This is a genomic window from Pseudoalteromonas sp. SG45-5 (assembly GCF_014164085.1).
GTDB classification, from domain to species: Bacteria; Pseudomonadota; Gammaproteobacteria; order Enterobacterales; family Alteromonadaceae; genus Pseudoalteromonas; species Pseudoalteromonas aliena.
In genome coordinates, this window is the sequence record NZ_JACJEM010000011.1 from 1 (window position 1) to 25627 (window position 25627).

The window sequence follows — 25627 nt, forward strand, 5'->3', positions numbered from 1 at the left end:
TAATGCCAAACAGGCGCTGCCCAAAGGGTTCTTCCTAGGGGCTATTTACTCTTTGTTGCTCGGTTTTTACTTAGCCCACTAGGTTACAAATCTCGCGCCGCGATTAAATAGCCCCTAGTTTGAACGAATTTTAATCCGCAAAGATCAACAGACCCTAGTACAAAAAGTGTTAAATATACAATACAGCAGGTGTTAAAGCTGCATCAAAATATGCTCTATTTGATAATCAGTTGTATAAATAAACTATTAATATAAAGGTCGTAATAATGAAAGGTGCAGGTGGAAGCTCTGGTGGTATTGGGCATTTTTTTATTGGTCTAATTATGATGTGCGGTGGCTTTTATATGCTGCTAAACGCAATTTCGGTGACCTCTAATTTTGGGCTTAGTTCGCGTATTTACAGTGTTAGTGCTTTAGGTGGCTTTGGCGTTACTGGCGGTATGGTAATGATCCCGTTTATTTTTGGAGTAGGGTTAATTTTTTATAATTCTAAAAATATTTTAGGGTGGTTACTATCCTTTGGCTCGTTAAGCGCATTAATATTTGGCGTAATATCGAGTGTTCGATTTAGTATGTGTACTATGACCTCGTTCGATTTGATTGTTATTATAGTTTTAGCGTTTGGTGGCTTAGGGCTCTTTTTACGCTCGCTCAAATCTATTGATACTTAGGGCGTGTTGATCTTTGTAGATTGAAATTTTTCAATCTAGAGGGATTTAATCGCGGCCCGAGATAGATTTATTATCCAGAGTTCAGGTTAAATAGTAAGTGCTTATGGCTAAACAGGCCAAGCAAATTGCCTAAATGAGATGTTAAATCTTGGACGGGTTGCTTTATGCGCACTCGCTAGAGCGTGTTGGTAGTTATCTTGAAATCCTTGGCCCATGATAAGGAGTGAGCCATCTTCTAGCGTGAGACTATGCTGCTCTTGAGTGTTACTTTGGCTGCGGATTAAAAATTCGCGCTCTGCACCTAAACTTATTGACGCAATAATATCTGTAGGGCCAAACGCGGGTAGATCACTATGAAAGCTTAAGCTTTCTTCTCCGTCTGGGTAATAAAGGCACACCGCCACACTAAATTCGACACCCGTAAGATCAGTTATTTGCTGTTGTAATTGGCCTAAAAGAGGGAACCAAGCACTGTGACGACCATGATATGAAGGAAAAAGCTGGGATTGTTCTAATTTCGGGTCTAAAAAAATCATTCGCCAAGGGAAAATACGTATTTTACTGCCATCAGGCATTTGCATAAATTCAGGCTCATTCAGATTACAATGTGATATTAACCACTCATATATGGCAGTACTTTGTGAGCGAGGCATAAACTGTGAATGGTAAGACGCATCGCAACTTAGTGGCAGCTTCATTTATTAATTCCTTTCATGGTAATACTTATTCTAATCTGAGCCTAGTCGCTTTTAGCTCATTAAACGCAATATTTGCTCTAAAATTAATAATACAGCCCACCAACTGGCGGGCTGTTTGTCTATCACTTAATTTAAGTTATTGAATGATAGAGAGTAATGCTGGGTTTGTAACTAGATTACGCACGCCATGAGCATGATCTTCGTTAAAGGTGTTACTTTCACACCATTTGCTAATGCTGTTTATATCTACTTTAGCCACTTTTGGTTTAACTGACCATGTTACTTGAAAAGGAGAGCCAGTTTCGTTGTAACTAGGGCCAGTAGTTGAGCCGCTATAAACAACAGGTTCACCCGTATTTGTAGGTGTAGCAATCGCTTGATAGTAACCATTAACAGATGACACAGTACTTATTTCAGTAAAATCAAGTGCGTTAGCATCGTTTACTAATACGTATACTTGCGCTTCAACACGTAGTTGCGGATTTTTAATCGAATCACTCAAACAACTACCCAGTGTAGGGCCAGGTTTAACTATTGCTGATGTATGAACGTTATGCACTTCAATAGTATCGCCAACTGAAAGTGCACCGTGGATACTTGGACAAATCTGTGCTTTTATAGATTTACTCTCGTTTTTAGTTAAAACACCTGAATACAAATAACCACTTTGAAACCCTTTTCCGTCGCCATTACCAGCATATTTACTAAATTCCCCACCGGCATGCTCTGCGTTTTTATGAAAATGGATATTACATAAGTTCATCTGTGATGAGGCAGGGGATGGCGAAAAAACGACGATGTTTTCGCCAGTAAGGTTATCAATATTACGTGGTGACTGCGGTCCAAAACCTTTGTTTTCTGTATTTTTAGCAAGTGCTGCGCGCTGCATTTTTAGGACATTGTCACTCACGCTTTCATGGTTAGCCTTAGCAACGGTATTAAAAGAAAGGAGGGTTAGTGCAGCAGAAATTAAGCTTATTTTTACTTTTAGTGTCATTTAGTTAGTGCCTGTAAAGTTATTTACTACGTGATCATTTAATTAGCAGATCTAATTTCTTGTAAAATAAGAACTATTTAATAGATAAATCGTATTTTAAAACGAGGGCGTCGATATAGCGAGTGCGCAATGTACTTTGCTTTTCATGATCGGCGCCATGACTTAATACGCGGTTTAAAAGCTTCATAGCAGGGTGTAACTGAGTACGTTCGTCCTGATCTAAACTTGCTTTACTACGCAGTTCAGTAATATCGTCAACAACGAGCCTACCAATATCAACCGATACTATTTCGTCAATTAGTCCGTTTTGGGTAAGTACGCCGTACTTGCTGCACAAAAACTGTTGCCACACTTGTTGTAAATGCTCGTCTATTTCGCAGCCAAATAATTCTTCGCTAAACTTGAACCCTTGTTGAGCTAGTTTTGTTAAGCTGGCGGTGTATTGTTGTGCAAAGTAATTAAAAGCATGACTCGATGACTCTATTTTTTGTTTTAGTAAGCCTTGCCCCCAATTTACACAACCTCGGGGGTAGTAATCGTCATACTCTTCGCATTCATACAAACCTGAATATGAGCTACAACTCAGCTGACTTTTAATGCAATAGCTTGGTTTGGGGAAAACGCTGCACTCTTGCCACGCTAAAAGCATGTCTGCATCTATATTTAATGCTTGGCATAGTTCATCGGTATTATAAAAATGAGTTGCTAAGTAGTCAGATAAACGCATAAAGCCTCTGGTATTGTTAAAAATAAAAAGCACTGTTTATATATACAGTTATTCATTTTGTATTACCAAACTCAATAACACAAGAGATTTTATAATTAAATGTAGGCTTACACCTCCAAAAATATCGGCAAGTATGTTACAAATAGCGCAAGTTTTATAAATAATGAATTTTTATGCGCACCCTAGAGCAAATTAAACAAGCAAGCCTTATTACAGCGATTAAAACGCCATACTTAGCAGATGGTGAAATAGACCTAGTAAAATACGATGAACTCGTTGAAATACAAATTGCAGCGGGCGTTGATGGGATTGTAGTAGGTGGTACAACAGGCGAAGGCCAGTTAATGAACTGGGAAGAGCATTTAATGCTTATAGCGCACAGTGCAAACAAGTACGGTGACAAACTGGTTATTGTTGGTAATACCGGTAGTAACAACACGCGTGAAGCGATTAAAGCAACAAAATATGGCTTTGCCAGCGGTATGGATGCGGCACTGCAAATTAACCCATATTACGGTCGCACGTCTATTGCGGGTGTTAAAGAGCACTTTAAGCGTGTGCTTGATATTGGTCCAGCCTTTATTTACAACGTGGCAGGGCGCACAGGGCAAGATTTAACGCCAGACATAATAGAACCACTTGCTAAGCACGAGTATTTTATTGGTGTTAAAGAATGTGGTGGTAATGAGCGTATTGCCCATTATGAGCAACAAGGTATAGCATGTTGGTCGGGTAACGATGACGAAAGCCACGATGCACGCCACATTCACAAAGCGCACGGTGTTATATCGGTTACATCTAACCTTATTCCTGGCTTGTTCCGTGAGTTAATGGATACAAAAAATGATACGTTAAATGCTTCGCTACAACCATTAATGAACTGGTTGTTCTGCGAGCCAAACCCAATAGCAATCAATACCGCGTTGATGATGACAGGGGCTGTAAAACCCGTATTTAGATTACCGTATTTACCGCTTAGCGATGAGCAACAAAAAATCGGTTTACCATTAATAAATCAACTTAACGAAAGTGATGTAGTAGGCGGCAAAGCTGACTTTATAGATATAAAAAATATTGCTCTACTTTCTTAGTAATATGAGCCAGCACTGAATAATTATTAGTTGCTGGCTTTTATTTGATGATTATTTACTTTTATTGCTAATGTCGGTAAAATTCCCGCCCTTGTAATTAATAAAATACCCCTATCTGTGAAATTTGTTGTTGAAAAACTCGCTATATGGATAAAGCCGGAACAGCGACAAATAAAAAAAAGTACTTGGTTTGACTCCTCAGTATTCGATTTAAGTTGGGTGCCTGCGATGCAGCGACGCCGAATGACTCCTTTTATCAAAATGACGCTCAATACCGCTTACCAAGTTAGCGCTAAGGGGAATTACGTTAATTTACCGAGTGTTTTTTCGTCTCGTCATGGGGACTTTCATAAAACAGCGAATTTACTGGTTGATATAGTTAATAATCAGCCTTTGTCACCAACCGGTTTTGGATTAAGTGTGCACAATGCGGCGTCAGGGCTTTTTAGCATAATACAAGGCAATACAAGTGCCTCAACATCCGTTGCTGCGGGGACAGAAAGCTTTATTTATGCATTAATTGATGGCTATGCTCGACTTATTGATTGTGAACAGCAAAAAATATTAATCGTGCATACGGACGAGATGCTGCCTGAAATTTATAGCCAATACGCAGATGAAGAACAAATAGCACATTCAATTGCATTAGTAATTCGTGCAGCAAATGAGGGTGAAGCACATTTTAGTTTGCAAAAAATACTTAATACACACAAAAATAACAATAAGTTACCATTAAGTATTCAATGTGCAAGAGCTTTGCATGAGCACAATAGTGCGTTACTTGTTCATAGCGCCCTTAAACACGATTGGCAGCTTACTTACCATGCTTAACAGTGCATTGAGAGCCTGTGGACTCGCATGGCGGGTAATTGCTACTGCGTTTTGCTTTTCAATATTTGGGCTCGGGGGGTTAGCACTTGCCTGTGTGGTTTTTCCTGCTCAACGTTTATTTGAAAGTGACCGCAGCAAACAAAAGTATAACGCACGCAAAACGGTACACTTTTGTTTTAAATTTTTTGTAAGTTTAATGCATGCAACAGGTGTTATTCGCTTTCATGTTAAAGATAAAGTTTTAATAGAGCGCTTAAAAGGCCAACTGATTTTGGCAAATCATCCTTCTTTAATAGATGTCGTTGTTTTAATTTCGGTAATAAAAAACGCAGATTGCGTCGTTAAAGCACATTTATTTAAAAACCCTTTCATGCGAGGTGTGATCAAAAGTGCGGGCTACATAAGCAATGACGATCCTCAAGAGCTGTTAAGAGAATGCGAGCAAAGCTTAAAAAAAGGCAATAACTTAATTGTATTTCCTGAAGGAACACGTACAGAGTCCCAAAAAGCATTAAAGTTTAAACGTGGTGCAGCAAATATTGCGATTAGGTGTAATGCACCTATCACTGCTTTTTTGATACATATGAAACCAAGTACCTTAACGAAAGGGACACCTTGGTACAAGGTTGCATCACTTCAGGCACATTTTTCTATGGCGCTTGCGAGCAAACCGTTTAATCGTACTGCTTACGACAACGATTCGCCAGCAATGCAATCGCGTCAATTGACTAAAGATTTACAACATTACTTTACACAAGAGTTAAATTACATATGAGCGAATTAAAAGAACAAATAAAACAACTGATCATTTCAAGCCTTGATCTTGAAGATATGACCACCGCTGATATTAAGGATGATGACGCTTTATTTGTAGATGGTTTAGGTTTAGACAGTATTGACGCGTTAGAGCTTGGCCTTGCAATAAAAAAGCAGTTTGATGTGAAAATAGATGCAAACTCAGAGCAAACTAAAGCACACTTTGCGTCAGTTAATTCTTTAGCTGAATTTATCGAACAAACTCGTTCTTAATTTATACAATGTAGGAAAGAAAATGAAAACCGCTGCTGAAATTTATGATGTATTACACGGCATTTTAGAAAACGAATTTGAAATAGACCCACAAGATATTAGCTTAGAGGCTAACCTATATCAAGATCTTGATTTAGACAGCATTGATGCGGTCGATTTAGTTGTTAAATTAAGAGAAATCACAGGCAAAAAAATTGAGCCGGATGCATTTAAACAAGTGCGTACAGTGCAAGACATAGTGACTGAAATAGAAAAGTTGGTTAACTAATACTATGCAAAAGGCAGTGCTAACAACGTTAATCATGATTTGCCTCGCGTGCTACCCTTTGATTGTGTATGTAGGTCTTACGCGCTTTAATAGTCATATTATTACGATAGTACTGCTGTTTTTACTTGGTTTAAGACTTTGGTTTAGCAGAGCCTTGTTTGATAAAATGCCGTGGTTAAAGCCTGCTACATTATTAGCAGTCATTACAATTTTGATTTCTAAAACAGTGGGCAGTGACCTAGGGCTGCGCTTATATCCTGTAATCATTAATGTAGTTATGTTAATTGTGTTTGCCTACTCCTTGTATAAAGGGCCCTCAATTATCGAAACTTTTGCGCGAATTACTGAGCCAGCACTTGATGAAAATGGTGTTATTTACACAAAAAAAGTAACGCTACTTTGGTGCCTTTTTTTTGTAGTAAACGGCGGCATTGCTTTATACACCAGTATTTTTAGTAGTCTAGAAACATGGGCGTTTTATAATGGTTTTGCTGCGTATTTAGCGATGGGAACGTTATTTGCCATAGAGTGGCTAGTAAGGCAAAGAGTAAAAAGGAATCCCGGTGTTTAATGTTTTTCAAAGTAGTGGTTTAAGAGCATGTTTTAACCACACCGATAATGAAATTTCAGAACGTCAATTTGTTAATGATGTAAATGAGGTTTTTGCCAAACTCTCCACTCTAAAGCGCGCTTCATCCGTTGTTTTGTATAGTACGGATACTTACACGTTTGCGGTGTCTTTATTTGCATTATCACTAAGTGAGTGTACCGTCATTTTACCGCCTAATGGGCAACCCGCAACGTTAAACGCCTTACTAAAACAAACCCCTTATTTTATTGGTGATTCTGAGATAGTAACTAACCTTGAAGCTGACTTTTTAGATATTAGCACTTTGAGCAAACAATCTGATTTTGTATCTGTTGAGAAACTAAAATGGCCAGAAGAAGGCACGATCGTTTTTTATACTTCCGGATCATCGGGTAAAGCTAAGCCAATTGTAAAAACGTGGCAGGTAATTAATAAAGAATTAAACACACTCATCAATAGCTATACGCTTATCGATGAGCCGGTATTTATAGCGAGCGTATCACATCAACATATATACGGTTTACTGTTTAGATTGTTGTGGCCCCTGAGTACGGGGCATGTTGTTAATACCGAATTACTGCATTACCCAGAGCACATAGCAACAAAGTTAAAGTCGTTTAAAAAAGTGGTACTTGTTTCAAGCCCTGCACAATTAAAACGTTTGTGTATTGACAATGTGCTGGTGGATGAAAAAGCGCATTTACAATGGATTTTTTCATCAGGTGGGCCATTACTCGATGAAGATGCAGTATCACTATATAAGCAATTAAATAAGCCTGTTACACAAGTTTTTGGTAGTACAGAAACCGGCGGAATAGCATATCGACAAGTTACTTCACTCGATAAAGTTAGCTTTTGGCAGCCATTTCCGGGTATTCAAGTAAGGGCGCAAAACGATCAGCGCCTGGTATTGAGCTCGCCATTGGTGCACGATAAAAATTATCCTTTGGACGATAGAGGAGAAGTATTTCAAAATGGCCAATTTAGATTACTAGGCCGGTTTGACCGGATTATAAAATTAGAAGAAAAGCGATTAAGCCTAGATGAGCTAGAGCAACACTTATGTACAAGTGAATGGGTCAGTGAAGCTAAAGTGATTGCTTTACCTGGTGAACGGTTAATTGTAGGCGCTATTATTGTACTCACTCAAAAGGGGCAGATGTTTTTTAATAGTGATGGGAAATTAGCAACTAATAATCTACTCAAAGCGCATGCTTTGGTGCGTTTTGAACGTATTTGTACTCCCAAAAAATGGCGCTTTGTAGAGCAGTTACCTTATAACTCACAAGCTAAATTAAACTTAAAAGTGCTGGAGTGTCTTTTTGAAAAAGTTGATTAAAACGCAGCCTGATTTACTTACTTATGAAAAAACAGATAATAGTTACACGCTCAGTTTATTAGTCCCCCATGATTTAGATTATTTCAAAGGACACTTTACGGATGGCCCAATACTCGCAGGTGTTGTGCAATTAGACTGGGCGGTAGCCGCAATTTGTAAATATTATAATGTTCAGCAGGCAGTTAAAAATGTTGAAGTATTAAAGTTTCAGGTGGTGATTACCCCAGGTATAAAAATCGAGTTATTACTTCAGCAAAAAGCTGAGAATAAATACACCTTTTCGTATCATTCAGCTAAAGGTCAACACGCCTCTGGGCGTATTATTTTTGATAGCCTGATAAATGAATAGTTTTTGTATAGTTATTCCAAATTATAATCACATTACGGTTATTGATGATGTACTGAGCCAATTGTCGCAACTTAACGTGCCAATTATTATGGTTGATGACGCAAGCAACGCCGAAGCTAAAAATGTGTTCAGTCACCTTAATACAAAATACGCGCAGTTGAGTGTGGTTACCCACGACGATAACCAAGGCAAAGGCGGCGCGGTACAAACAGGCTTAAAGCATGCGCATAAACAAGGTCTTTCGCATGCGATACAGGTTGATGCAGATGGGCAACATGATTTAGCTGATATTAAAAAACTAATGGCACTTTCAAACGCTCAGCCTGAAGCACTTATAAGCTGTTGCCCAATATATGATGATTCAGTGCCTAAACACCGCTATTTAGCACGTTACTTAACGCATGTATGGATATGGATTGAAACGTTAAGTTTTACAATCGTCGATTCGATGTGTGGCTTTAGAGTGTATCCGCTTGAGCAAAGTACAAAATTAATTGAAGAGGTAGCACTTGGCAAACGCATGGATTTTGATCCCGAGATTTTAGTGCGTTTATATTGGCGCAATGTGCCTTTTGTATTTTTACCTAGCCAAGTAATTTACCCCGAAAACGGGCTTTCTCATTTTCAGCCATTACACGATAACGTGCGTATTTCGTGGTTACACACTCGCTTGTTTTTTGGCATGTTGATTCGCTCTCCTGTGTTAATTTGGCATAAATTAAAGAGACATTATGGCCGCTAAACATTGGTCTAAAATGCAAGAGCGTGGTAACTTTTTGGGTATTCAAATACTGTTATTTGCTCATAAGTTACTGGGTCGTAAAGGGCTGTGGGTTATTTTGTTTCCTGTGGTGTTTTATCTTTTTTTAACAGGAAAAGTAGCACGTACAGCATCTAAAGCGTTTTTAGCGCAAGTTAATGTTTACCACGGCTGCAAACAACCTGTTACGTTTAAAATGCAATTAATGCACTTTTGTAGCTTTGCCGATAGCGCATTAGATAAAATTGATGCTTGGCTTGGGCTAATAACCCAACGTGATATTAAATACACTAATGAGCATTTATTTGCTGAATTAGATGAGCAAGACCAAGGGGCTATTTTTATAGGCTCACATCTGGGCAACTTAGAAGTGTGCAGGGCACTGAGTCAGCATCGCAGCGGTAAAAAAATAAATGTATTGGTGTTTACTCATCACGCTGTTGAATTTAATAAAATGCTTAAAAAGATTAACCCAGATGTGTCGGTTAACTTAATACAAGTGACTGATATGGGGCCTGACTTAGCTATTTTACTAAAAGAAAAAGTAGGGCAGGGTGAAATAATCGTTATTGTTGGCGACAGAACAAGCACAACAACGGCTTCTCGGTCGGTACAGGTGCCATTTTTAGGTAAGAATGCTCCATTTTCACAGGGGCCTTTTATATTAGCCGCGCTGCTTGATTGCCCCGTTTACTTTTTGTTTTGCTTAAAAGATAAAAAAAGCAAAAAGTATCAAGTGATATTTGAACATTACAGCCAATCATTAAAAATGCCTCGGCGAGAGCGACAGCAGGCGCTCACACTTGTTATTACTGACTATGCACAGCGTTTGAGTTATTACGCAGCTTTATACCCTTATCAGTGGTTTAATTTTTACGATTTTTGGAAAAATGATCAGCAGGTAGTGCGCGATCAATCAATGGAGAATAAGTGTGACTGAGCAAAATATACAGCTTTTTGGCAATCAGCGATTATCAATTGAAGATATTGTTCGAGTTGCCTTTAATGAAACACAAGTGCAATTAAATAGCTGTGAAACTTTTAGCGTTAAAATTAATAGCGCTTTGCATTTTTTAGACACACTGTTAAAAGAAGATGGCGTAATTTATGGCGTTACAACTGGTTATGGTGACTCTGTAACGGTGGCTGTACCGCTTGATTTAGTTGATGAATTGCCTCTGCATTTAACGCGCTTTCACGGCTGTGGACTTGGGGATGTATTTAATAAAGTACAAGGGCGCGCAATTTTAGCGACCCGTTTAACGTCACTTTCACAAGGCTACTCTGGTATTAGCTGGGAAATGCTACACCTACTTAAAGATTATTTGAATAACGATATCGTTCCCGTGATCCCACAAGAAGGGTCAGTAGGTGCCAGCGGTGACTTAACGCCGTTATCGTATGTGGCAGGTGCGATGGTAGGCGAGCGTGATGTGTTTTATAAAGACCAAGTACGTAAAAGTGCCGAGGTTATGAAAGAAGTTGGCTTAGAACCACTTACTCTAAGGCCAAAAGAAGGTCTTGCCGTTATGAATGGCACAGCGGTAATGACTGCATTAGCGTGTTTAGCATTTGATAGGGCCAATTACTTAGCTAAATTGGCGAGCCGTATTACGGCATTATCAAGCTTAGCGCTTAAAGGAAATAGCCACCATTTTGATGAGATATTATTTTCAGTTAAGCCACATCTAGGACAGCAACAAATTGCGCGTTGGATCAGAGGTGATTTAAACCATCATGATCACCCTCGTAATGCAGATAGGCTTCAAGATAGGTATTCAATCCGCTGTGCACCGCATGTTATTGGTGTGCTGCAAGACAGCCTGCCGTTTTTTAGACATATGATAGAAAACGAGCTTAACTCTGCAAACGATAATCCAATTATTGATGGCCAAGGTGAGCATGTATTACACGGCGGGCATTTTTACGGTGGCCACATTGCAATGGCAATGGATAGCATGAAAACAGCCGTTGCAAACCTTGCTGATTTAGCAGACAGACAAATCGCTTCTTTGGTTGATACTAAGTACAACAATGGGCTACCTTCAAATCTATCGGATAGTGCACCAGAGCGCCGTTATATTAATCATGGTTTTAAAGCGGTTCAAATTGGCTGTAGTGCTTACACAGCAGAGGCATTAAAACTAACCATGCCGGCCAGCGTTTTCTCTCGCTCTACTGAGTGCCATAATCAAGATAAAGTGAGTATGGGCACTATTGCGTCTCGCGATTGTTTACGTATTTTACAACTCACGGAGCAAGTATTAGCAAGTACGTTATTAGCGAGTATTCAAGGTGTTAGATTACGTATAAAACAAGGCGATCTTGAGTTTTCGACTTTAACGCAAGATATGCAAAACATGTATACCGATATAACGGATTACTTTGAAAACCTCACTGAGGATAGACCAATGGAAGCCGTGCTAAGGCAAACAATAGGGTATATTCAAGCCAAGCGTTGGGCGTTGTATGAATAGTAAAGGTGCATTATTAACGCATGTGGTAGAAATTGAAATTCCGTTTCATGATTGCGATCCTATGAACGTGGTATGGCATGGTAATTACCCACGTTATTTAGAAGTGGCGCGTTGTGAGTTGCTGCGTTTATTTGACTATGACTATTTACAAATGCATGAGTCGGGTTATGCGTGGCCTATTGTTGATATGCAGATTAAGTATGTTGCTTCGGCTGTATTTACGCAAAAAATTAAAGTCGCCGCTTATTTAAAAGAATACGAAAATAGACTGAGAATTGACTACGTTATTACTGATGCGTTAACCAATAAACGTATAACTAAAGCGTCAACGACGCAAGTTGCAGTTGAATTAAGCTCTAAAGAAATGCAATTTGAATCACCCGCAATTTTATTTGATAAGTTAAAAGCGGTTTTGAATTAAGCTTTGATTTTATAGGCGATGCAAATGAATTTTTTAACATGTTTTACATTGAGTTTAGCCATTAGCTTTTTACTATTTTGTTCTGTAGTAAATGCAGCACCAATTAAAGGTGAGTTTAAGCAATATAAGCAATTTAACGGATTTGCTAAGCCTTTTATTTCGTCTGGTGTTTTTTCGTTAATTGACGAAAAGCTCATTTGGGATGTAAAAACGCCTGTTGAGAGTAAGCTCGTGATAGAAAACGGCCAAATACTTGCACAAGGTGCAAATGGTGAACTAGTACCACAACCAGGTAGCGAGCAATTTGTAGGGTTACTGAGTGACTTACTCAGCGTAAATATGAGTGCGTTGGAAACACGTTTTAATATCATTAAAACACAAGATAGTTGCACAAAATTAGCGCCAAAAGAAGCGTTATTAAAGCAGTTGTTTAGTGATTTTGTTTTATGTGAGAGTGACAAGCAAGTGAGCAGTATTACATTAAATGAGCACTCAGGAAATAACACAAAAATTGAGTTTACTTATTCCAAATAAAATTATGTTTTTAAATAATGCAGTGGTTAATTAAGGGAATAGTGCAGTGACAAAACGAATTACCGTTATTGTTGGGTGGTTTAGCAGTTTAGTTTTACTTTTTGCTGCGGCTTTTTGGCTGTCTAAACCAACGTTTAGTGCCGATATGTTTAGCTTGTTACCAAAATCACACTCTCGAATTGCCTATGCGGAAGATGTTTTTTTTCAACAAAATGCTAACCGTATTATGTTCTCGTTTGCAGGAAATAATAAAAATAAAGCATTTGATGATTTCCAAAAATGGCTTGACGATAATGCAATTAAAAGCACATTTAACTTCCCATCCGTTAACGATCTAGCGCAAACATTCTCACCTTTCAAACATGCGTTATTAAGTGATACTTACAAGCAAACATTAAGCAACAAAACAACGTTTGAACATTATTACCTTGAGCAATTAAACCAGCTAGGAAACCCTTTTGTAAGTGCTACCTTAAGCAAAGATATAAGTTTGAGCTTAGCAGCATTCATAGAAGATAACTTAAAACAAAGCCAACTGTTTACCCTTAAACGAGGCCGTTTGACTCGACGTTTAAGAGGCGTTGAACATCGTATTATTTTGGCAAATTTAGCGCCTGAAAATTTAGGCGTGAATAAGTCAATTGAGCTAGCCGAAGCTATATTAAAAAAAATAAGCGCGCTTAACGAAGCCTATCCAAATTTAACCATGACTTATTCTGGTGTGCTATTTCATACGGCTGAAAATGCTAAACAAGCAAAATACGAGATGAGCCTGTTTGGTTGCATTAGCTTATTAGCCCTTATTGCTATGGTATTTTGGGTATTTAGGCGTTTAAACAGTATTTTATTAGCAAGCTTTACCGTACTGAGTGCACTTATTGGTGGCGCTATTGCTATGGTGTTGCTGTTTAATACTATTCATTTATTAACGCTTGTTTTTGCAGTTACCTTGATTGGTATTGCCATTGATTATGCTTTTCATGGTATGACTGATTTAGCAAAAAAAGAGCATGAAAAAGGTTACAGTAAAGGGACACAATCTGCGCTTTTACTGTCTCTTATTACTACTACGCTAGGTTATTGCTGCTTGCTCGGTGCGCCACTGACGTTATTGTCTCAAGTTGGGGTGTTTGTTATTGCAGGTTTGGTCAGTGCATGGCTATTTACCGTGTTAGTTTTGCCATTATGGCAATCTACGCTCACGTTATCGCCTTCTAGCCTATTGATGAGTAAAAAACTCATCAATGTTTTTGAATATTGTAACCACCTAAAAACACCAATACTTATTACATTACTGGCCTTTATCAGTGCGTTATTTTTAATTAAACCAATTAGCTTTAATGATGATGTAAAGCTATTAAATGCAAGCTCCGATCACTTAATGCTAAACGAAAAAAAGCATTTGTTATTACTTGGACAATGGAACAGCCAAATTGTTTTTATGTTTGCAAATAGCGACGAAGCGCTTTTACAAAAACAAGAACAATTTTTAAAACGCTTAACCCAACTAAACCCAAATTTTAAACATAATAGCATTAGCCATTGGTTGCCTAGTTTACAAAGACAGGGCGATAATCAGGCTGTGTTTGAACAGGCTAAAAACAAAGGGACTTTGGATATTGCAGAGCGCATTACAGGGCAAGCACTAGAAAGCACAAAATCACCGTTAATCACTTATGAAACACTCGTCGCGAGTACATTTAAACCGTTACTACTTTCTCAAATGGTTGTTGAGCCAAGTCAATCGATAACATGGATGTCTATTTCGGGTATTTCATCTGATCAATTAATTAATGAAGTTGAAAAAAGCAAAGGTGTTTATATTTATAACAAACCTCAACAAATTAGTGCTTTATTAAGTGACTACCGCGAATATTTGCTATTAAGCTTGGTGCTCGCGGGTCTGATCAGCTGGCTGCTATTTAGCTGGCGGTTTACGATTAAGATAGCGCTTCTGCAAGTAACCATTTTATCTGTTGTGGTGTTGAGCATGCTCTGGATATGTAACGTAATTCAAGGTAGCTTGTCGTTATTTAATTTGCTCGGTGCATTACTTGTTATTGCTTTAGCAATTGATTATCTCGTTTTTTATCAAATAAATAAGTTAGAGCCCAAAAATGTACTGGCGATTAGTTTATCTGCAGCATCATCAATGTGGGTATTTGGCATGCTGAGTGCCTCTGAAACCCCTGCTATTTTTAGCTTTGGGCTGAGTGTAATGGTTGGGATCTTAGCTATTTACTTTTTATCACCGCTAAGTGTTTTAAAGCCTCAAAAGGAACTATAAATTGAATAACCTTGAGCAGTACGATGTTGTTGTTATTGGCGCGGGTCCATCAGGCGCTCTGGCTAGTAGCCTGTTAGTTCAAAAAGGTTGGCGGGTACTTGTACTTGAGCAACAGGTGTTTCCGCGTTTTTCAATTGGTGAAAGCTTATTACCGCAATGCATGGCTTACTTAGAAGAGGCAGGTTTAATCGATACATTACATGACAATGCAGCGTCTTTAGGTTTTCAATTTAAAGATGGCGCTGCTTTTCATCGGGCGGGGCAAAATACAACTATAAACTTCACCGAAAAATTCACTGATGGCCCAGGCACTACGTATCAAGTAAAAAGAGCCGACTTTGACAAGTTGTTAGCAGACAAAGCACAAGACCAAGGCGTAGAAATTCGATATCAACACACGGTGGTCGATTATAACGACGAGTTAAATGGTGCGTCGCTAGTGGTACACAATGAACAGCAGCAAGCTTATCGCGTTAATGCCCGATTTGTATTGGACGCAAGTGGCTTTGGGCGTGTATTACCAAAATTGTTAGATTTAGAGCTTCCCTCTAACTTTCCTGTTCGGAGCGCTTATTTTAGTCACTTTAAAGACAATATTAGTGATATAAACTTCGATCGTAATAAAATTTTGATTACCGTACACCCTCAACATTCTGACGTGTGGTATTGGCTTATCCCCTTTAGTGATGGTACTGCGAGTATTGGTGTTGTGGCGCAGTCGGGGCGTTTTAATGATGACGAATCTAGCCATTTGCTAAATCAATTTATAGATCAAGACCCTTATTTGAACACACTGTTAGCACAACGTGAGTTACTAACTCCTGCAAGGAATATTAAAGGCTACTCGGCAAATGTGAGTAAGTTATATGGTAAACACTTTGCTTTATTGGGTAATGCAGGAGAGTTTTTAGACCCGGTATTTTCATCAGGTGTAACAATTGCACTCAAATCTGCAAATTTAATTGCGCCACTTGTTGATTGCTATTTAAAAAACGAAGTCGTCGATTTTGACACTCACTACGCACAGCCATTACAAGCTGGAGTCGATTGTTTTAGAACATTTGTAACAGGGTGGTACGATACGCGTTTTCAGGATGTGATCTTTTATTCTGAACAAAATAACCAAGTACGAGAAATGATCAGTGCAATTTTAGCAGGCTACGCATGGGATACGAATAATCCTTTTGTTGCGCAAAGTGAACGCCGTTTAAATGTGTTGGCTCAGCTATGTCAAAATTAATTAAGTGTGCAGTGTGTATTGTATTTATATTTACTGTATTGAGTGCATGTACGAGTTTTACGGCATCTAAAGATAGAGTGTATCTATCGCCCAATATTCAATTAAATATCAATAGCGTACCAGCAAAAATGTTTGGTCAGTCTTGGCAACATGTTTTGTATATTACGAATCAACATAAACAACACACTGTGTTTGCACAACTAGGTATAAGTGAGCTTGGCACCATTAAGTTATTGTTGATGACAGTGCAAGGTTTTCCAATAATGGAGCTAGAAAAACCTTTAAATGGCCCAGTAAAAACAAGAAATATGTTGGTGGTAGAAGGGATAGACCCTCATTATATTTTGGCGGATATTGCTTTAATACATTGGCCCGTTGAGTTTTTACAAGCGCAATTAACCGGTGCGCTAATTGAACACGTTGGCTCCACTCGGCGTATATTTAATGATGACAGTACGTTGATGACTATTGCTTATAATGATAAATCAACCACATTGAATAACATTTTACATCAGTATCAAATTACATTTAAAAAGGTGGCACAGTGACATATTGGCTCAATGATTTAGGCATTGTAAGTGCTATGGGAATAGGCCAACATGCAACGACAAAGAGCTTGAATGACTATCACCCAGCAACGCCTATACTAAGCAAAAATAGAGACTTAAGCGCTGAGCACACTACGTTGTATGTTGGTCAAGTTCACTCTATTGCTTTATCAAATAAAAAGCGTATTAACACATTTATCGATTTAGCTTTGGAGCAAATCAAGCCAACGTTAAATAAACTATCCCATATTGACAAATCACGTATCGCAGTTGTAATGGGTACAAGTACCTCAAATATTCATGACGGCGAAAGAGCGCGTAAATCCCATGAAAGCACAAGGCTATGGCCTAGTGACTTTAGTTATAGCGATCAAGAATTAGCAACGCCAGCTCACTATGTCGCAGATAAAGTGGGTGCATTAGGGCCTTGTTACAGTATTTCTACAGCGTGTACCTCAAGTGCAAAAGCGCTAATTAGTGCGCGTGCGTTGTTAAATGCAGATTTAGCGGATGTGGTAATTTGTGGTGGCGCAGATAGTTTGTGTCAATTAACAATTAATGGCTTTAATTCGCTAGCCTCTTTAAGCTCTGGCCTATGTCAGCCTTTTTCTAGTGACAGAGACGGCATTAATATTGGTGAAGGAGCTGCTTTATTTATAATGACTAAAGATACGCCTATAACAAACAGTGGTATTAAGTTATTAGGCAGTGGAGAGAGCTCTGATGCGCATCATATGTCTGCACCCGATCCAAATGGGATAGGCGCCCAAGCGTCAATGCAACAAGCGCTGCAAAGTGCTCAATTAGCGCCTTGCGACATTGATTATATTAATGCTCATGGCACGGCCACTTTAAAAAATGACGAAATGGAAGCACTTGCAATTAATCGTGTGTTTGGCAACAATACGCCGCTTAGTTCTAGTAAGCATTTAACAGGGCATACTCTGGGTGCTGCGGGTGCCATTGAAGCTGGTATTTGTTGGCTATTATTAAAAGGCCGTGGTCACAATGCACTTCCATATAATGCAATTAAAAGCGGAGGTAATTTGGCTGATATAAAAATAATTAAACAAGCTTTTAAGCCAATACTCAAATACTGTTTATCAAATTCATTCGCATTTGGCGGCAATAACGCCACTTTAATATTGGGAAGTAACCTTGACTAATTACCCTATAGAGCAAGTTGTTCCTCATGATTCGCCTATGATTCTAATCGAGAGTCTTTTATCGTACAGCGAAGATGAAGCGCAATGCGGCGTTACTGTAACTGAGCATAGCCCTTTTTTTAGTCCAGTGATAAACGGCGTACCGAGTTATGTTGGTATTGAATATATGGCGCAGTCTATAGCTGCTTATGCTGGTGCGTTGGCGAATGATGGAAATAAACCTGTAAAAATTGGCTTTTTAATTGGTACACGTAAATACCAAACTTACCAACCGTTTTTCAAAAAAGGCAGTAAGCTAACAATAAATGCACATAAGCTGTATCAAGACGAGTCTGGTTTAAGTGTGTTTGAGTGCCAAATATATGAATGTGAAAGCTTACTTTGCCAAGCAAAAATTAATGTATTTCAGCCTAAAGATCCGCTGGAATTTATAAGAGAAAATCAATGAAAAAAAGAATTTTAGTAACAGGTTCAAGCCGTGGTATTGGCAAAGCAATAGCGTTAAAACTTGCAGAACAAGGATTTGATATTGCGGTGCATTGCAGATCGGGTGTCGAGCAAGCTCAAGCAACATGCGATGAAATTAATAACTTAGGTAGAACGACCAGCTTACTGCAATTTGATGTATGCGATAGAGAGCAGGCAAAGGCACAAATAGAGCAAGATATTGCTCAGCATGGCGCTTATTACGGCGTGGTGTGTAATGCAGGTATTACTAACGATATGGCGTTTCCGGCCATGCAAGGTGAAGACTGGGATTGTGTTATACGCACAGGCCTTGATGGTTTTTATAATGTGGTACATCCTACTGTAATGCCTATGGTGCAGAGCCGAAGAGGTGGGCGAATAATTACAATGTCATCGGTATCGGGCATAGCGGGTAACCGAGGGCAAGTAAATTATAGTGCAGCTAAAGCGGGTATAATTGGGGCTACTAAAGCACTTGCTTTAGAGTTAGCAAAACGCAAAATTACAGTGAATTGTGTGGCACCTGGTTTAATAGCAACGGCGATGACTGACGATCTCCCCGTTGATGAAATGATGAAAATGATTCCTCTTAAGCGTATGGGTAGCGTTAAAGAAGTTGCAGGAACCGTCGCTTTTCTGATGTCTGATGATGCCGCTTACATTACGCGCCAAGTGATTTCTGTTAATGGCGGTATGGTTTGATGAAGCGTGTTGTAGTCACAGGTATGTCAGTGGTCACTGCGCTTGGCGATAATTGGTGTGAATTTAAACAAGCCTTAATTAAAGGCGAAAATGCGGTTGTTGCTATGCCTGAATGGGATATAGCGAGTGAACTCAATACCCGTTTAGCAGCGCCAGTTAAGCACTTTGAGCGACCAAGTCACTACAAGCGTAAACAAATACGTTCAATGGGGCGAGTGTCCCTTATGTCGACTCGCGCTACTGAGTGCGCACTTGAACAAGCTGACTTACTTGAACACGAAAGCCTAACAGACGGCTCTACGGGTATAGCGTATGGCTCATCAACAGGTTCAACTGCGCCTTTACTCGCTTTTGCAAATATGATGGAAACGGGTTCGATGTCGGGTGTAACAGCAACCAGTTACATTAAAATGATGGCGCATACCGCCCCTGTAAACGTTGGTGTTTTTTTTGGTTTAAAAGGGCGCGTTATAACAACAAGTTCAGCGTGTACATCGGGCTCTCAAGGTATAGGCTATGCCTATGAAGCAATTAAATTTGGCCGACAAAAAATAATGGTGGCTGGTGGAGCTGAAGAGTTATGTATTACTGAAGCCGCCGTATTTGATACGCTTTATGCTACATCTACAAAAAATGAGACACCAAAGCTAACCCCTCGTCCCTTTGATGCAAATCGTGATGGCTTAGTAATAGGCGAAGGCGCGGGTACACTTATTTTAGAAGAATACGAACATGCAAAAGCGCGCGGAGCGACAATATTAGCAGAAGTGGTTGGTTTTGGTTGTAATTCTGACGGTGAACACGTTACGCAACCAACATCAAAAACAATGCAATTAGCGATTGAAATGGCGCTGCAAGATGCTAATTTAAAACCAGAAAAAGTTGGTTACGTTAATGCGCATGGTACATCAACAGACAAAGGCGATATTGCCGAATCACATGCGACGTTTAACGCACTTGGCAGCAAACCTATAAGTTCTTTAAAAAGTTACCTCGGGCATACATTAGGTGCATGTGGTGCTATCGAAGCATGGGCAAGCATTAATATGATGGCTGATAACTGGTTTGCCCCAACAATTAATTTAGACAACGTTGATGACGAGTGCGCTCTGCTTGATTACATAACACACCAAGGGCGCGAGATTAATACCGATTATGTCATGAGTAATAATTTTGCGTTTGGTGGTATTAACACCTCTTTAATATTTAAACGCTATAAAGCAGATTAAACGCGTTTAAATAGAAGTAATGACTAACTGTTGACGCGTTTTTGCTGTATAATTTGCGACCCTTGATAATGTGGCCGTAGGTTATACAGCATGAATTTTAAATCTTTTAGTTTCGCTCCTGAAATCATCCAGGCGTTGGACGAACTTAACTATCACACTCTTACGCCCATTCAGCGCGCAGCTATTCCTGCTGTTCGTAAAGGTAAAGACGTTTTAGCCAGTGCACAAACTGGTACCGGCAAAACTGCCGCGTTTGCTTTACCTATCATCCAAAAATTGGTTGAGTCTGAACTCAGCACAACGAATGCACCTCATGCATTAGTACTTGCGCCAACGCGTGAACTTGCAGAACAAATTGCAAATAATTTTAGAGATTTTGCAAAGCATACATCACTTAAAGTCGTTAGCTTATTTGGTGGTGTTAGCACTGCCGGCCAAGCAAATTCTTTAAAAGAAGGCGTTGATGTTGTTGTTGCAACACCGGGTCGTTTATTTGACCATATTCGTTTAGGTAACTTAAGCCTTGCAAGTGTTAAGCACCTTGTTCTTGATGAAGCTGACCGTATGCTTGATATGGGCTTTATTGAAGATATGCAAAATGTCATTAAAAGCTGTGCAGAAGAGCGCCAGATTTTACTGTTCTCTGCAACATTCCCAGCAGCAATTAAACAATTTGCATCTAAAGTATTGAAACAAGCCGAAATAGTACGTGTTGATCAAACTAACAGTACAGCAAGCACGGTTGAGCATGTTGTTTACCCTGTTGAAGAACGTCGTAAGCAAGAGCTACTTTCTGAATTGATTGGTAAGAAAAACTGGCAACAAGTGCTTGTATTCGTAAATATGAAAGAAACAGCAGACGAGCTTGTAAAAGAGCTTAACCTTGATGGTATTCCGGCAGGCGTTTGTCACGGTGATAAATCTCAAGGTAACCGTCGTCGTGCTTTACGTGAGTTTAAAGAAGGCAAAGTACGTGTATTAGTGGCTACAGAAGTCGCTGCTCGTGGTATAGATATTGATGGCTTACCTCGTGTAATTAATATTGATTTACCATGGCTTGCAGAAGATTACGTGCACCGTATTGGTCGTACAGGTCGTGCTGGTCGCCAAGGGCAAGCTATCTCATTTGTGAGCCGTGAAGAAGAAAACACCCTGTTTGAAATTGAAACGCTAATTGGTCAAAAGATTAAGCGTGTATATCTAGAAGGTTACGAAGTAAGTAATCGCGAAGTACTGATTGATAAAATTGGTAAAAAGCCAGCGCATTTACGCCGTACACGTTCTAACAAGTTATCAGGACAAGCAACCGGTGAAGCTCGTGCAGTTAACCGCTCACGTATATCAAGTATTCGTAAAAGCTTAAAAGGCGAAAAACTGTCACTTAAAAAGTCATAGTTAACGCCGTTTAGTTTAAAAAAACCTGAGTTTACTCAGGTTTTTTTGTATCTGGTGATAATACCTCATCAATAATGTGTGCGTAAGCATAAGCGGCTTGCTCGTTACCTATATTAGCGATAATAGATAAACCAACGGGTAAATTACTTACCTTGCCAACAGGAAGGGTTATGTGCGTTGTGCCTGCGATAGCAGATAACGAACTACTACTGCCATTAAAATTATCACCATTAACTAAGTCTGTTTTCCAGGCCGGTGATACTGTAGGCGCTATAACAATATCAAGCTTGTTATTTTTGTAGACATTAACAATGGCTGTCGTTGCTAAAGTACGATAGCGTTCTTTAGTCTCTTGGTATTTTTGTTTGTTATTTAAATCAATAGCCTGTGATTGAACTAGGATATCTTGCTCAAAATGGGGCATTTCTGTTTTTTTATTTTGAATATTAAAATTAATAAGTGCTTTTAGGCTTTTAACAGCCACTTGTGTTGGAGTGCTTGCGAGGTAGTGATTAATTTCGGCTTTAAAGTCGTAGAGTAAAATATAGTATTCATCAACAAATAGCGAATCTAAGTTATCAGTAATATCTACATTAATAACAGTGTGCCCAGCCTGTTTTAATGTTTGTAGCTGCTTGGCATAAAGGCGCTGCGTTTCAATTGTAAATTTATCACTTGGTAGTGCACCAATAATAAGTGACGATTTTGGTTTTACATTATCAGTTTTTAATTCAAACCCTGTAGTTGTCGCATCAAGTGAATCCTCACCTTGCAAAACAGATAAAACCAGCAGCGCATCTTTAAGTGAATGCGCCATCGGCCCTACTGAATCTTGGCTACTTGAAAGAGGCACAACGCCTGAGCGTGATACTTGGCCCATACTCGGTTTTATTGCATAAACTCCATTTACTGAGGCAGGGCACGTAATTGAACCGTCTGTTTCAGTCCCTAATGCTATAGGCGCAAAGTTAAGCGCTACCGCAACAGCAGAACCTGCGCTAGAACCACATGGGTTACGTGTTACATCGTGCGCATTATGTGTTTGTCCGCCTACGGCACTCCAGCCTGAAGATGAATAGGATGAACGAAAATTTGCCCATTCACTTAAATTAGCTTTACCTAAAATTATAGCGCCTGCATTACGTAGTTGTTTAACAACAAAAGCATCATTATTAGTAACGTTATTTTTAAGTGCTAAAGAGCCAGCGGTTGTAGGAAGCGTGCCTTTAGTCTCTATATTATCTTTAAGAAGGACAGGTATTCCATGTAATGGTCCAGCCCAAGTTCCTTTGACAGCAAGTTCATCTAACGTTTTAGCTTGAGCAAGTGCTGTAGGCTCAATGCTAATAACGGCATTGTATTGTGGATTAAGTTTATTAATTCGGTCTATATAATTTTGGGTGAGTTGCTGTGCATTAATAGAATTATTTTTATAAGCACTGTGAATTTCGTCAATAGTTTTTAGTTCTTGTGCTTTAACGTTAAAAATTGCTAATACACTAAGCAGTGAAAGAGTAAATTTTTTGATCATTATTGTGATACTCGAATTATTATTTTTTATACATTTAACACAAAAAAGCCTCACAATGTGAGGCTTTTCGATAAACTGCTTAAAAAAGAGGTTTAAGCGTTTTCTAGCATAGAGAGTGCAACGGCTTCAGCCGCTTTAATACCGTCAATACCTGCTGATAAAATACCGCCAGCGTAGCCTGCGCCTTCACCTGCAGGGTAAAGCCCTTTGGTGTTAATACTTTGGAATGTTTTGTCGCGCTTGATACTAATAGGCGACGAAGTACGTGTTTCAACACCTGTTAATAAACCATCGTTAGTTGAAAAACCACGAATTTGTTTATTAAACGCAGGTATTGCTTCGCGAAGTGCATCAATAGCGTATTGTGGAAGTACTTTACTTAAATCCGTTAATTTAATACCGGGTGTATAAGACGGTTGTACTTCACCTAAATCTGCAGATGATTTACCTTTTAAGAAATCACCAATTAACTGTGCTGGTGCATCGTAGTTACTACCACCAAGCTCATACGCTTGCTCTTCAAGTTTACGTTGTAAATCTATACCAGCAAGGGGATCACCCGGAAAATCTTGCTCTGGCGAGATACCTACAACAATAGCGCTGTTAGCGTTGCGCTCACTTCGTGAATATTGGCTCATACCGTTAGTTACAACACGGCCCTCTTCAGAGGTTGCAGCGACTACTGTGCCACCTGGACACATGCAAAAGCTATAAACTGTACGGCCATTGTCGCAGTGATGAACAAGTTTATAATCGGCAGAGCCTAAAATAGGGTTACCCGCGTTTGTACCAAAACGACATTCATCAATCATTGATTGTTTATGCTCGATTCTAAAACCGACTGAGAATGGCTTTGCTTCAACATAAATGCCTTTTTTGTGGATCATATCAAACGTGTCGCGTGCGCTGTGGCCAACCGCTAATACAACATGGCGAGTGTTTAGTTGCTCGCCATTTGAAAGTGTTAAACCTGTTACTTGCCCGTCGTCTAAGTGAATGTCATCAACACGTGTGCTAAAGCGAATTTCGCCGCCGAGTTCAATAATACGAGCGCGCATTTTTTCAATCATGGTGACAAGTTTAAATGTACCAATGTGCGGCTTACTTACGTATAAAATTTCATCAGGTGCGCCTGCTTCTACAAATTCAGTAATGACTTTACGGCCATAATGTTTTGGATCTTTTACTTGGCTGTATAACTTACCGTCTGAGAATGTACCTGCGCCACCTTCACCAAATTGTACATTTGATTCGGTATTAAGTGTACGTTTACGCCAAAAGCCGAATGTGTCTTTTGTGCGCTCGCGCACTTCTTTACCGCGCTCTAATATAATGGGATTAAAACCCATTTGAGCAAGTAATAAGCCAGCAAATAAACCACACGGACCAAAACCAATAACCACTGGGCGCTCTGTTATATTTTCGCTGGCTTGTGCGACAAATTTATAGTTTGTGTCTGGCGCTACTTTTACATGTTGATCTTTTTCAAATGCAGCGAGTAGCTCGGCTTCGTTATCAACTTCTATATCGAGTGTATAAATAAGTAAAATAGCTGATTTTTTACGTGCATCGTAACCACGTTTAAACACATTAAAGCTGTGCAATTGTTCTGGTTGGATTTTTAGTTTATTTACAATGGCTTGGCCTATTGCATTTTCGTCATGATCAAGTGGCAGCTTTATTTCGGTTAAACGTATCATTTATATCTCTTTTAGGTGTCATAGCGGGGGATTTATTTACCGCTCACAATAAGGGGATGCAGGGCACAACGGGTGTGCAAACATTAGGCGCGCATTTTACGTTAAAATAGCCTGATATGGCACTTATTTATTGTGTTTTTGGAGTGGATGGGTATGATCCACAGCTGTTGTTTAAAATCTTAGGTATTAAAATAGTATGGCGTTTGTAGTTACCGAAAATTGTATAAAATGTAAGTACACCGATTGCGTATCAGTGTGCCCAGCAGATGCATTTTTTGAAGGCCCTAATTTTTTAGCTATTAGCCCAATTGATTGTATTGATTGTGGCTTATGTGTACCTGAGTGTTCAGCTGATGCTATATACCAAGAAGATGAATTACCTGAATCCCAAAAAGAGTTTACTGAGTTAAATGCTGAGCTTGCACTTGTATGGCCGCGAATTACACAAGTAAAGCCCGCCCCTGATGATGCTGAGATGTGGAATGGGGTGGCAGATAAACTCAAACTCCTCGACACATAACGGGTAAAATAGTACGCCTTTATTATTAATTAGTTAATATTTTGCATTATAATTTTTGCA

Annotated in this window: 28 protein-coding genes; 23 read left to right on the forward strand and 5 right to left on the reverse strand. The window is 39.2% G+C overall.

Annotated elements, in window-relative coordinates; translation table 11 throughout:
* Positions 1-266 precede the first annotated feature (266 nt).
* Positions 267-671, forward strand: a complete 405-nt coding sequence (locus H5119_RS04905; RefSeq protein ID WP_182701420.1) for a hypothetical protein — start codon at positions 267-269, stop codon at positions 669-671.
* Between the two features lie 107 nt (positions 672-778).
* Here the strand turns inward: H5119_RS04905 and H5119_RS04910 are convergent, their stop codons facing one another.
* From H5119_RS04910 to H5119_RS04920, 3 genes are all read right to left on the reverse strand, one after another.
* Positions 779-1369 carry an alpha-ketoglutarate-dependent dioxygenase AlkB gene (locus H5119_RS04910; RefSeq protein WP_182701421.1) on the reverse strand — a complete coding sequence of 197 codons (591 nt, stop codon included), beginning with the start codon at positions 1367-1369 and terminating at the stop codon, positions 779-781.
* A 136-nt stretch (positions 1370-1505) separates the two neighbouring features.
* Positions 1506-2366, reverse strand: a complete 861-nt coding sequence (locus H5119_RS04915; protein ID WP_182701422.1) for a delta-class carbonic anhydrase — start codon at positions 2364-2366, stop codon at positions 1506-1508.
* Between the two features lie 73 nt (positions 2367-2439).
* Positions 2440-3093 carry a DUF6058 family natural product biosynthesis protein gene (locus H5119_RS04920; RefSeq protein ID WP_182701423.1) on the reverse strand — a complete coding sequence of 218 codons (654 nt, stop codon included), beginning with the start codon at positions 3091-3093 and terminating at the stop codon, positions 2440-2442.
* 173 nt (positions 3094-3266) lie between these two features.
* Here H5119_RS04920 and dapA point away from each other — a divergent pair, with 173 nt between their 5' ends.
* The 21 genes from dapA to H5119_RS05025 all read left to right on the forward strand — a co-directional run bounded on the left by dapA (position 3267) and on the right by H5119_RS05025 (position 21816).
* Positions 3267-4184 (forward strand): 4-hydroxy-tetrahydrodipicolinate synthase, encoded by a 918-nt coding sequence (dapA, locus tag H5119_RS04925; protein WP_182701424.1) that lies wholly within the window; start codon positions 3267-3269, stop codon positions 4182-4184.
* A gap of 117 nt (positions 4185-4301) precedes the next feature.
* Positions 4302-5015: a beta-ketoacyl synthase chain length factor gene (locus tag H5119_RS04930; RefSeq protein ID WP_077535170.1), complete on the forward strand. Its 714-nt coding sequence runs from the start codon at positions 4302-4304 to the stop codon at positions 5013-5015.
* Positions 5008-5790, forward strand: a complete 783-nt coding sequence (locus tag H5119_RS04935) for a 1-acyl-sn-glycerol-3-phosphate acyltransferase (protein ID WP_077535171.1) — start codon at positions 5008-5010, stop codon at positions 5788-5790. Before H5119_RS04930 ends, H5119_RS04935 begins: the two co-directional genes overlap by 8 nt.
* Complete coding sequence (locus H5119_RS04940) at positions 5787-6044, forward strand: phosphopantetheine-binding protein (protein ID WP_138584449.1); 258 nt, start codon at positions 5787-5789, stop codon at positions 6042-6044. Before H5119_RS04935 ends, H5119_RS04940 begins: the two co-directional genes overlap by 4 nt.
* A 22-nt stretch (positions 6045-6066) precedes the next feature.
* A complete protein-coding gene (locus H5119_RS04945; RefSeq protein WP_077535173.1) occupies positions 6067-6312 on the forward strand; it encodes an acyl carrier protein in 246 nt (81 codons plus the stop codon).
* A gap of 154 nt (positions 6313-6466) precedes the next feature.
* Positions 6467-6883, forward strand: coding sequence for a hypothetical protein (locus tag H5119_RS04950; protein ID WP_259400088.1), 417 nt, complete (start codon positions 6467-6469; stop codon positions 6881-6883).
* A complete protein-coding gene (locus tag H5119_RS04955) occupies positions 6876-8240 on the forward strand; it encodes an AMP-binding protein (RefSeq protein WP_182701426.1) in 1365 nt (454 codons plus the stop codon). Before H5119_RS04950 ends, H5119_RS04955 begins: the two co-directional genes overlap by 8 nt.
* Positions 8224-8589 carry a thioester dehydrase gene (locus H5119_RS04960; RefSeq protein WP_182701427.1) on the forward strand — a complete coding sequence of 122 codons (366 nt, stop codon included), beginning with the start codon at positions 8224-8226 and terminating at the stop codon, positions 8587-8589. The genes H5119_RS04955 and H5119_RS04960 overlap by 17 nt, the downstream gene beginning before the upstream one ends.
* Positions 8582-9331 (forward strand): glycosyltransferase family 2 protein, encoded by a 750-nt coding sequence (locus H5119_RS04965; RefSeq protein ID WP_182701428.1) that lies wholly within the window; start codon positions 8582-8584, stop codon positions 9329-9331. Before H5119_RS04960 ends, H5119_RS04965 begins: the two co-directional genes overlap by 8 nt.
* Positions 9321-10289, forward strand: a complete 969-nt coding sequence (locus H5119_RS04970) for an acyltransferase (protein ID WP_182701429.1) — start codon at positions 9321-9323, stop codon at positions 10287-10289. The genes H5119_RS04965 and H5119_RS04970 overlap by 11 nt, the downstream gene beginning before the upstream one ends.
* Complete coding sequence (gene hutH, locus H5119_RS04975; protein ID WP_182701430.1) at positions 10282-11826, forward strand: histidine ammonia-lyase; 1545 nt, start codon at positions 10282-10284, stop codon at positions 11824-11826. Before H5119_RS04970 ends, hutH begins: the two co-directional genes overlap by 8 nt.
* A complete protein-coding gene (locus H5119_RS04980; protein ID WP_077535180.1) occupies positions 11819-12247 on the forward strand; it encodes a thioesterase family protein in 429 nt (142 codons plus the stop codon). Before hutH ends, H5119_RS04980 begins: the two co-directional genes overlap by 8 nt.
* Positions 12248-12271: 24 nt before the next feature.
* Positions 12272-12781, forward strand: a complete 510-nt coding sequence (locus H5119_RS04985) for an outer membrane lipoprotein carrier protein LolA (protein ID WP_182701431.1) — start codon at positions 12272-12274, stop codon at positions 12779-12781.
* 46 nt (positions 12782-12827) lie between these two features.
* Positions 12828-15068, forward strand: a complete 2241-nt coding sequence (locus H5119_RS04990; protein WP_182701432.1) for a transporter — start codon at positions 12828-12830, stop codon at positions 15066-15068.
* Between the two features lies 1 nt (position 15069).
* Positions 15070-16308 (forward strand): NAD(P)/FAD-dependent oxidoreductase, encoded by a 1239-nt coding sequence (locus tag H5119_RS04995; protein ID WP_182701433.1) that lies wholly within the window; start codon positions 15070-15072, stop codon positions 16306-16308.
* Complete coding sequence (locus H5119_RS05000; protein WP_182701434.1) at positions 16296-16856, forward strand: DUF3261 domain-containing protein; 561 nt, start codon at positions 16296-16298, stop codon at positions 16854-16856. Before H5119_RS04995 ends, H5119_RS05000 begins: the two co-directional genes overlap by 13 nt.
* Entirely contained in the window at positions 16853-18022 is a 1170-nt protein-coding gene (locus tag H5119_RS05005) for a beta-ketoacyl-ACP synthase (protein ID WP_182701435.1), read from the forward strand. Before H5119_RS05000 ends, H5119_RS05005 begins: the two co-directional genes overlap by 4 nt.
* Positions 18015-18470 carry a hotdog family protein gene (locus H5119_RS05010; RefSeq protein WP_182701436.1) on the forward strand — a complete coding sequence of 152 codons (456 nt, stop codon included), beginning with the start codon at positions 18015-18017 and terminating at the stop codon, positions 18468-18470. The genes H5119_RS05005 and H5119_RS05010 overlap by 8 nt, the downstream gene beginning before the upstream one ends.
* Positions 18467-19192 (forward strand): 3-oxoacyl-ACP reductase FabG, encoded by a 726-nt coding sequence (gene fabG / locus H5119_RS05015; RefSeq protein WP_182701437.1) that lies wholly within the window; start codon positions 18467-18469, stop codon positions 19190-19192. The genes H5119_RS05010 and fabG overlap by 4 nt, the downstream gene beginning before the upstream one ends.
* Positions 19192-20421: a beta-ketoacyl-ACP synthase gene (locus tag H5119_RS05020; RefSeq protein WP_182701438.1), complete on the forward strand. Its 1230-nt coding sequence runs from the start codon at positions 19192-19194 to the stop codon at positions 20419-20421. Before fabG ends, H5119_RS05020 begins: the two co-directional genes overlap by 1 nt.
* A gap of 90 nt (positions 20422-20511) precedes the next feature.
* Complete coding sequence (locus tag H5119_RS05025) at positions 20512-21816, forward strand: DEAD/DEAH box helicase (RefSeq protein ID WP_182701439.1); 1305 nt, start codon at positions 20512-20514, stop codon at positions 21814-21816.
* A gap of 31 nt (positions 21817-21847) precedes the next feature.
* On the opposite strand, the gene H5119_RS05030 is transcribed toward H5119_RS05025, so the two are convergent.
* A complete protein-coding gene (locus H5119_RS05030) occupies positions 21848-23347 on the reverse strand; it encodes an amidase family protein (RefSeq protein WP_182701440.1) in 1500 nt (499 codons plus the stop codon).
* A 92-nt stretch (positions 23348-23439) separates the two neighbouring features.
* Positions 23440-25047, reverse strand: a complete 1608-nt coding sequence (locus H5119_RS05035) for an NAD(P)/FAD-dependent oxidoreductase (RefSeq protein ID WP_182701441.1) — start codon at positions 25045-25047, stop codon at positions 23440-23442.
* A 196-nt stretch (positions 25048-25243) separates the two neighbouring features.
* Between H5119_RS05035 and fdxA the strand changes: the two genes are divergently transcribed.
* Positions 25244-25567 (forward strand): ferredoxin FdxA, encoded by a 324-nt coding sequence (gene fdxA / locus H5119_RS05040; protein ID WP_182701442.1) that lies wholly within the window; start codon positions 25244-25246, stop codon positions 25565-25567.
* The last annotated feature ends 60 nt before the right edge of the window (positions 25568-25627 follow it).

Bases quoted from the DNA above. Each gene is read 5' to 3' on its own strand.
- H5119_RS04905 (WP_182701420.1), top strand. From the start codon at position 267: ATGAAAGGTGCAGGTGGAAGCTCTGGTGGTATTGGGCATTTTTTTATT.
- H5119_RS04910 (WP_182701421.1), bottom strand. From the start codon at position 1,369: ATGAAGCTGCCACTAAGTTGCGATGCGTCTTACCATTCACAGTTTATG.
- H5119_RS04915 (WP_182701422.1), bottom strand. From the start codon at position 2,366: ATGACACTAAAAGTAAAAATAAGCTTAATTTCTGCTGCACTAACCCTC.
- H5119_RS04920 (WP_182701423.1), bottom strand. From the start codon at position 3,093: ATGCGTTTATCTGACTACTTAGCAACTCATTTTTATAATACCGATGAA.
- dapA (WP_182701424.1), top strand. From the start codon at position 3,267: ATGCGCACCCTAGAGCAAATTAAACAAGCAAGCCTTATTACAGCGATT.
- H5119_RS04935 (WP_077535171.1), top strand. From the start codon at position 5,008: ATGCTTAACAGTGCATTGAGAGCCTGTGGACTCGCATGGCGGGTAATT.
- H5119_RS04940 (WP_138584449.1), top strand. From the start codon at position 5,787: ATGAGCGAATTAAAAGAACAAATAAAACAACTGATCATTTCAAGCCTT.
- H5119_RS04945 (WP_077535173.1), top strand. From the start codon at position 6,067: ATGAAAACCGCTGCTGAAATTTATGATGTATTACACGGCATTTTAGAA.
- H5119_RS04965 (WP_182701428.1), top strand. From the start codon at position 8,582: ATGAATAGTTTTTGTATAGTTATTCCAAATTATAATCACATTACGGTT.
- H5119_RS04970 (WP_182701429.1), top strand. From the start codon at position 9,321: ATGGCCGCTAAACATTGGTCTAAAATGCAAGAGCGTGGTAACTTTTTG.
- H5119_RS04980 (WP_077535180.1), top strand. From the start codon at position 11,819: ATGAATAGTAAAGGTGCATTATTAACGCATGTGGTAGAAATTGAAATT.
- H5119_RS04985 (WP_182701431.1), top strand. From the start codon at position 12,272: ATGAATTTTTTAACATGTTTTACATTGAGTTTAGCCATTAGCTTTTTA.
- H5119_RS05000 (WP_182701434.1), top strand. From the start codon at position 16,296: ATGTCAAAATTAATTAAGTGTGCAGTGTGTATTGTATTTATATTTACT.
- fabG (WP_182701437.1), top strand. From the start codon at position 18,467: ATGAAAAAAAGAATTTTAGTAACAGGTTCAAGCCGTGGTATTGGCAAA.
- H5119_RS05020 (WP_182701438.1), top strand. From the start codon at position 19,192: ATGAAGCGTGTTGTAGTCACAGGTATGTCAGTGGTCACTGCGCTTGGC.
- H5119_RS05025 (WP_182701439.1), top strand. From the start codon at position 20,512: ATGAATTTTAAATCTTTTAGTTTCGCTCCTGAAATCATCCAGGCGTTG.
- H5119_RS05030 (WP_182701440.1), bottom strand. From the start codon at position 23,347: ATGATCAAAAAATTTACTCTTTCACTGCTTAGTGTATTAGCAATTTTT.
- H5119_RS05035 (WP_182701441.1), bottom strand. From the start codon at position 25,047: ATGATACGTTTAACCGAAATAAAGCTGCCACTTGATCATGACGAAAAT.
- fdxA (WP_182701442.1), top strand. From the start codon at position 25,244: ATGGCGTTTGTAGTTACCGAAAATTGTATAAAATGTAAGTACACCGAT.